General features: G+C 72.8%; 6 protein-coding genes and 1 pseudogene. 6 read left to right on the top strand and 1 reads right to left on the bottom strand.

The window, feature by feature from the left end; translation table 11 throughout:
• The first annotated feature begins 110 nt into the window (after positions 1 to 110).
• From ACESL7_RS12530 to lexA, 6 genes are all read left to right on the top strand, one after another.
• Positions 111 to 692, top strand: coding sequence for an anthranilate synthase component II (locus ACESL7_RS12530; protein ID WP_372893658.1), 582 nt, complete (start codon positions 111 to 113; stop codon positions 690 to 692).
• Entirely contained in the window at positions 689 to 1711 is a 1023-nt protein-coding gene (gene trpD / locus ACESL7_RS12535; protein ID WP_372893653.1) for an anthranilate phosphoribosyltransferase, read from the top strand. The genes ACESL7_RS12530 and trpD overlap by 4 nt, the downstream gene beginning before the upstream one ends.
• Positions 1708 to 2520: an indole-3-glycerol phosphate synthase TrpC gene (gene trpC, locus ACESL7_RS12540; protein ID WP_372893654.1), complete on the top strand. Its 813-nt coding sequence runs from the start codon at positions 1708 to 1710 to the stop codon at positions 2518 to 2520. The genes trpD and trpC overlap by 4 nt, the downstream gene beginning before the upstream one ends.
• 8 nt (positions 2521 to 2528) lie before the next feature.
• Positions 2529 to 3005 (top strand): cyclic pyranopterin monophosphate synthase MoaC, encoded by a 477-nt coding sequence (gene moaC, locus ACESL7_RS12545; protein WP_372893655.1) that lies wholly within the window; start codon positions 2529 to 2531, stop codon positions 3003 to 3005.
• Positions 3002 to 4183 carry a molybdopterin molybdotransferase MoeA gene (locus ACESL7_RS12550; RefSeq protein WP_372893656.1) on the top strand — a complete coding sequence of 394 codons (1182 nt, stop codon included), beginning with the start codon at positions 3002 to 3004 and terminating at the stop codon, positions 4181 to 4183. The genes moaC and ACESL7_RS12550 overlap by 4 nt, the downstream gene beginning before the upstream one ends.
• Before the next feature lie 78 nt (positions 4184 to 4261).
• Positions 4262 to 4963, top strand: a complete 702-nt coding sequence (gene lexA, locus ACESL7_RS12555; RefSeq protein WP_372893657.1) for a transcriptional repressor LexA — start codon at positions 4262 to 4264, stop codon at positions 4961 to 4963.
• 207 nt (positions 4964 to 5170) lie between these two features.
• On the opposite strand, the pseudogene ACESL7_RS12560 reads toward lexA, so the two are convergent.
• Positions 5171 to 5411: pseudogene (locus ACESL7_RS12560) on the bottom strand (hypothetical protein); the annotation flags it as partial.

The following is a 5411-nucleotide window of genomic DNA, read 5'->3' on the forward strand; positions in this document are numbered from 1 at the left end:
TCGGGCGGGGTCCGCCCACGGGCCTGCCCCCCTTGACGGTATCGGGCAAGCCTGAGCATGTATACCGCGACCGGGGCACGCCCCTCCACCCCTTCGGCCACGGCCCGCGGATGCTGCTGCTCATCGACAACTACGACAGTTTCACCTGGAACCTCGTCCATTACCTGGGCGAGCTCGGGGCCGAGGTGCGCGTATGCCGCAACGACGCCCTGACCGTCGAGGCGGCGCTGGAGATGCGGCCGGCGGGGCTCGTGCTCTCGCCGGGCCCCTGCGACCCGGACCGCGCGGGCATCTGCCTCGAGCTGACGCGCGCGGCGGCCGAGGCGGGTCTGCCGCTCCTTGGGGTCTGCCTCGGGCACCAGACGATCGGGCAGGCCTTCGGCGGCCGCGTCACCGGCGCCGGGCGGATCATGCACGGCAAGACCGACCGCGTGATGCATGACGGCACCGGGCTCTTCGCCGGGCTGCCCTCACCGCTCACGGCGACGCGCTATCACTCGCTGGTGGTCGCGCGCGAGGGGCTGCCCGAGGCGCTTCGCGTCACCGCCGAGACGGAGGACGGCACGATCATGGGCCTCGCGCACCGCACGCTGCCCGTTCACGGGGTGCAGTTCCATCCCGAGTCCATCGCCTCCGAGCATGGCAAGCGGATGCTCGACGCCTTCCTCTCCGAGACCCGCGAAGCGGCATGAGCGACGGGCTGAAACCGCTGATCGGGCGCGCGGCGCAGGGGCCGCTCAGCGTCGCCGAGGCCGAGAGCGCCTTTCGCTGTCTCTTCGAGGGGGGCGCGACGCCGGCGCAGATGGGCGGCTTTCTCATGGCGCTGCGCACGCGCGGCGAGACGGTGGACGAATACGCCGCCGCCGCCGCCGTGATGCGCGCCAAGTGCCAGAAGGTCGCCGCGCCCCAGGGGGCGATGGACATCGTTGGCACCGGCGGCGACGGCAAGGGCACGCTCAACATCTCCACCGCCGCGGCCTTCGTCGTCGCCGGCGCGGGCGTGCCCGTGGCCAAGCACGGCAACCGCAACCTGAGCTCGAAATCCGGGGCGGCCGACGCGCTCGCGCAGATGGGCATCAACGTGATGGTGCACGCGCCTGTCGTGGAGCGCGCGCTCGCCGAGGTGGGCATCGGCTTCATGATGGCGCCCATGCATCACCCGGCGATGGCGCATGTGGGCCCCGTGCGCGCCGAGCTCGGTACCCGCACGATCTTCAACATCCTCGGGCCGCTGACGAACCCGGCGGCCGTGACGCGCCAGTTGACCGGCGCCTTCTCGGCGGCGCTGCTGCGGCCGATGGCGGAGACGCTCAAGCGGCTCGGCAGCGAGCGCGCCTGGCTCGTGCACGGCGCTGACGGCACCGACGAGATCTCCATCGCGGGCGCCACGCGCCTCGTCGCGCTGGAGGAGGACGGCACCATCGCCGAGCGCGACATCCACCCCGAGGACTTCGGCCTCGCGCCGCATCCCTTCGAGGCGATCCTCGGCGGCACGCCGGAGGAGAACGCCCGCGCCTTCGCCGATCTGCTGGCGGGCGCGCAATCGGCCTATCGCGACGCGGTGCTCCTCAATGCCGCCGCGGCCCTGATCGTCTCCGGCCGGGCGGCGGACCCCGCCGAGGGCGTGGCGATGGCCGCCGAAAGCCTCGACAGCGGCGCGGCGCGCGGCAAGGTCGAGGCGCTGGCCCGCATCACGAAGGACGCGCAATGACCGACACCGTGCTCGACCGGATCACCGCCTACAAGCTGGAAGAAATCGCCGCCTGCAAGGCCGCCAAACCGCTCGAGGAGGTCGAGGAGGAGGCGCGCGCCGCCCCCGCCGTGCGCCCCTTCGGCGAGGCGCTGCTGCAGGCCTCGAAGGCCGGTTACGGCCTGATCGCCGAGATCAAGAAGGCCTCCCCCTCGAAGGGGCTGATCCGCGATCCCTTCGACCCGCCGGCGCTCGCCGCGGCCTATGAGGCGGGCGGCGCCACCTGCCTCTCGGTGCTCACCGACGCGCCGAGCTTCCAGGGGCAGAAATCCGACCTGACCGACGCCCGCGCGGCCTGTTCGCTCCCCGTCCTGCGCAAGGATTTCCTCTTCGATCCCTACCAGGTGGTCGAGGCGCGCGCGCTCGGCGCCGACTGCGTGCTGGTCATCATGGCCGCCGTCTCGGACGCGCAGGCCGCCGAGATCGAGGCGGCCGCGGCCGACTGGGGCATGGATGTGCTCGTGGAGATCCACGACATGGACGACCTTGCGCGGGCGGCGAAGCTCTCGTCGCGGCTCGTCGGCATCAACAACCGCGACCTGCATACCTTCGAGACCTCGCTCGACGTGACGCGCAAGCTCATCCGTCGCGTGCCGCCCAACCGCATCGTCGTCTCCGAAAGCGGCCTGTCGAGCCCGGAGGACCTCTCCGATCTGGCGCGCTACGGCGCGCGCTGCTTCCTCGTCGGTGAGCGCCTGATGCGCGAGGAGGACGTCGCGCAGGCGACCCGCGATCTGATCGCGCACCCGCTGACGCCCGGCGGCATGTGAGGCGCGCCATGGCCGATCTGACGCATTTCGACGACAGCGGCGCGGCACGCATGGTCGACGTCTCGGACAAGGCCGAGACCGCGCGCATCGCCCGCGCCGGCGCCTGGATCCGCATGGCGCCCGAGACGCTCGCGCTCGTGGAGGCGGGCGAGGCGAAGAAGGGCGACGTCGAAGGCGTCGCTCGGCTCGCCGGGATCATGGGGGCGAAGCGCACGGCGGACCTCATCCCGCTCTGCCATCCCCTGCCGCTTGCGTCGGTGACCCTCGACATCGAGGTGGATCGCGCCCTGCCGGGCCTGCGGCTCACCGCGACGGCCAAGACCACCGGGCGCACCGGCGTCGAGATGGAGGCGCTGACCGCCGCCTCGATCGCCGCGCTCACGGTCTACGACATGCTCAAGGCCGCCGACCGCGCGATGGAGATCGGCGGCCTGCGCGTGCTTCTGAAGGACGGCGGCAAGTCCGGCCGCTTCGAAGCCGAATGATCTCCGTCGACGAGGCGCTCGATCAGCTCTTCGCGCTGGTCGCGCCGCTCGGGGTGGAGCGCGTGGCCCTGCGTGACGCGGCGGGCCGCGTGCTCGCCGCCGATGCGGTCGCCACGCGGGACCAGCCCCCCTTCCCCGCCGCGGCGATGGACGGCTACGCCCTGCGCGGGGCGGAGGTCGCGCCCGGCGCGCGCTTCCGCGTGATCGGCGAGGCACCGGCGGGCCGCCGCCATCGCGGCGCCGTGGGGCCGGGCGAGGCCGTGCGCATCTTCACCGGCGCGCCCATGCCCGAGGGCACCGACCGCGTCGTGATCCAGGAGGACACGACGCGCGAGGGCGACATGATGACCGTGACCGGAGATCCCGGCCCCGGCCCGCATGTCCGCCCCGCCGGCGCCGATTTCAGCCGGGGCGCGCGGCTCCAAGCGCCGCGGCGGCTCTCGGCGGCGGATGTCGCGCTGATCGCCGCGATGAACCTGCCGGAGGTGCAGGTCGCCCGCCGCCCCGCGGTCGCGATCCTGTCGACCGGCGACGAACTCGTGATGCCGGGCGAGGACGCCGGGGAGGATCAGATCGTCGCCTCCAACGCCTTCGGGCTGAAGGCGCTCCTGGAGGCCGAGGGGGCGGAGGCGCGCCTCCTGCCCATCGCGCGCGACACGGAGGCCTCGCTCCGGGCGGGCTTCGAGCTGGCCGCCGGGGCCGACCTGATCCTGACCGTCGGCGGCGCCTCCGTGGGCGATCACGACCTCGTCGCGCCGGTGGCGCAGGCCCTGGGGCTGGAGACGGCCTTCTACAAGGTGGCGATGCGGCCCGGCAAGCCGCTCATGGCAGGCCGGATGGGCGATGCGGCGATGATCGGCCTTCCGGGCAACCCGGTCTCGGCGATCGTCTGCGGTGCCGTCTTCGTCGCGCCGGTGATCCGCAAGATGCTGGGACTGGGGGCTGCCCGCGCGCCCCTGCGCCGGGCCCCCCTCGCCCGCGCCGTCGCGGCGAACGGCCCGCGGCAGCACTACATGCGCGCACGGCTGACCGCGGCCGGGCTCGAGCCGTTCGACAGCCAGGACAGCGCCCTCCTCTCGCTTCTGGCGGAGGCGGACGCGCTCCTCGTGCGGCCGCCCGGCGACGGACCGCGCACCGCCGGCGAGGTCATGGACTACGTGCCGCTTCCCCGGCCCTGACCGGCGCGCCTGCCGGCTTGACACAAAACGGGAACAGGCGTAGAACACGGCGCAATCGCCCGAGAGGAGTGCGCCGCGATGCTCACGCGCAAGCAGATGGATCTTCTGCGTTTCATCAACGACCGGGTCGCGCGTGACGGCGTGCCGCCGAGCTTCGACGAGATGAAGGAGGCGCTGGATCTCCGGTCAAAGTCCGGGATCCACCGCCTGATCACCGCGCTCGAGGAGCGGGGCTTCATCCGCCGCCTTGCCCACCGGGCCCGGGCGATCGAGATCCTGCGCCTGCCCGAGAACCTGGAGAGCGCCCCGCGCGAGGGGCTGCGCGTGATCGAGGGCGACCGCCCCGCAACACCGGCCGGGGCGCGTCCTGTCGCGGAAGAGGCCCCTCGGGACGAGGTGACGGATCTGCCGCTTCTCGGACGGATCGCCGCCGGCGAACCGATCGAGGCCATCGCCGACGAGGCGCCCGAGGTGGCGGTCCCCGGCGCGATGCTCTCGGCGCAGGGCCGGCACTACGCGCTCGAGGTCAAGGGCGATTCGATGATCGAGGCAGGGATCAACGACGGCGACATCGTCGTGATCCGCGAGACCGCGGAAGCGCAGACCGGCGACATCGTCGTCGCGCAGGTCGAGGGCTACGAGGCCACGCTGAAGCGTTTCCGCAGCAAGGGCGACATGATCCTGCTCGAAGCGGCGAACCCTGCCTACGAGACGCGTGTCCTGCCGCGCGGCAGCGTGAGCGTACAGGGCCGTCTTGTCGGTCTCATTCGCATGTACTGACGCGCGCGCCGGGGTCTGCCCGGCCGGTTTGCCCGCCTGTTTGCGCTGCCGGACCTTTGTTTGCCTACGGAGCTCGGCCGCCGATGGGCACACGGCCGGCGCGCGTGGCATGTCTCATGCAGGCGCGTGACGGCACGTCCGGCCCTCAGAGTGCCCCGGACCACGCCCCGCCACCCATCGAGCGGGGGCGATGCTGCCAAGGCGACATCACCGTGACACCGCGGCCAGCCGCTCGGAGACGCCGCGCGCGCCGGCCGGGCTCCAGAGACGGCGCCCCGCCTTGAGCGTGGCGCTTTCGATTCGCCAGCCCGCCTGCGACGGATACACCGCGATGCTCCCCGCCGCGCGCAGCCGCGCGCGGTCGAGCAGCAGGCAGGGCAGCGGCGCGCCCTCATACGGCTCCGTCATGACGACGATTTCCCCCGGCGCACAGCCTTCGAAACGCGCA

This window comes from Rhodosalinus sp., from assembly GCF_041685465.1.
Lineage (GTDB): Bacteria > Pseudomonadota > Alphaproteobacteria > Rhodobacterales > Rhodobacteraceae > Rhodosalinus.